2 tRNA genes and 1 rRNA gene are annotated in these 464 nt (G+C 46.1%); all 3 read right to left on the bottom strand.

Features of this window, described 5'->3' with window-relative positions:
• Window positions 1-138 precede the first annotated feature (138 nt).
• Window positions 139-214: transfer RNA gene (locus RTW80_RS27245), tRNA-Ala, on the bottom strand.
• 42 nt (window positions 215-256) lie between these two features.
• A tRNA-Ile gene (locus RTW80_RS27240) sits at window positions 257-333 on the bottom strand.
• A gap of 68 nt (window positions 334-401) precedes the next feature.
• Window positions 402-464: ribosomal RNA gene (locus RTW80_RS27235) — 16S ribosomal RNA — on the bottom strand; the annotation flags it as partial.

Below are 464 nucleotides of genomic sequence, written 5' to 3'. Positions count from 1 at the left end.
AATTTGAGAGACTCACGAACAACTTTCGTTGTTCAGTGTTTCAATTTTCAGCTTGATCCAGATTTTTAAAGAGCAAAACTTCGCAGTGAACCTTTGCAGGTACACTCTGAAGTATTTTTTATTTAATCACTACAGAGATGGTGGAGCTATGCGGGATCGAACCGCAGACCTCCTGCGTGCAAAGCAGGCGCTCTCCCAGCTGAGCTATAGCCCCATAACATGTAGTTAAAACCTCTTCAAATTTGCCGTGCAAATTTGGTAGGCCTGAGTGGACTTGAACCACCGACCTCACCCTTATCAGGGGTGCGCTCTAACCACCTGAGCTACAAGCCTGTAGAGGTTTTACTGCTCATTTTCATCAGACAATCTGTGTGAGCACTGCAAAGTACGCTTCTTTAAGGTAAGGAGGTGATCCAACCGCAGGTTCCCCTACGGTTACCTTGTTACGACTTCACCCCAGTCAT

It is taken from the genome of Escherichia sp. AM3, from assembly GCF_032029835.1.
GTDB lineage: Bacteria > Pseudomonadota > Gammaproteobacteria > Enterobacterales > Enterobacteriaceae > Escherichia > Escherichia coli.
The sequence above is the reverse complement of the archived record's forward strand: the minus strand, read 5'-3'. Positions and strand labels throughout refer to the sequence as shown.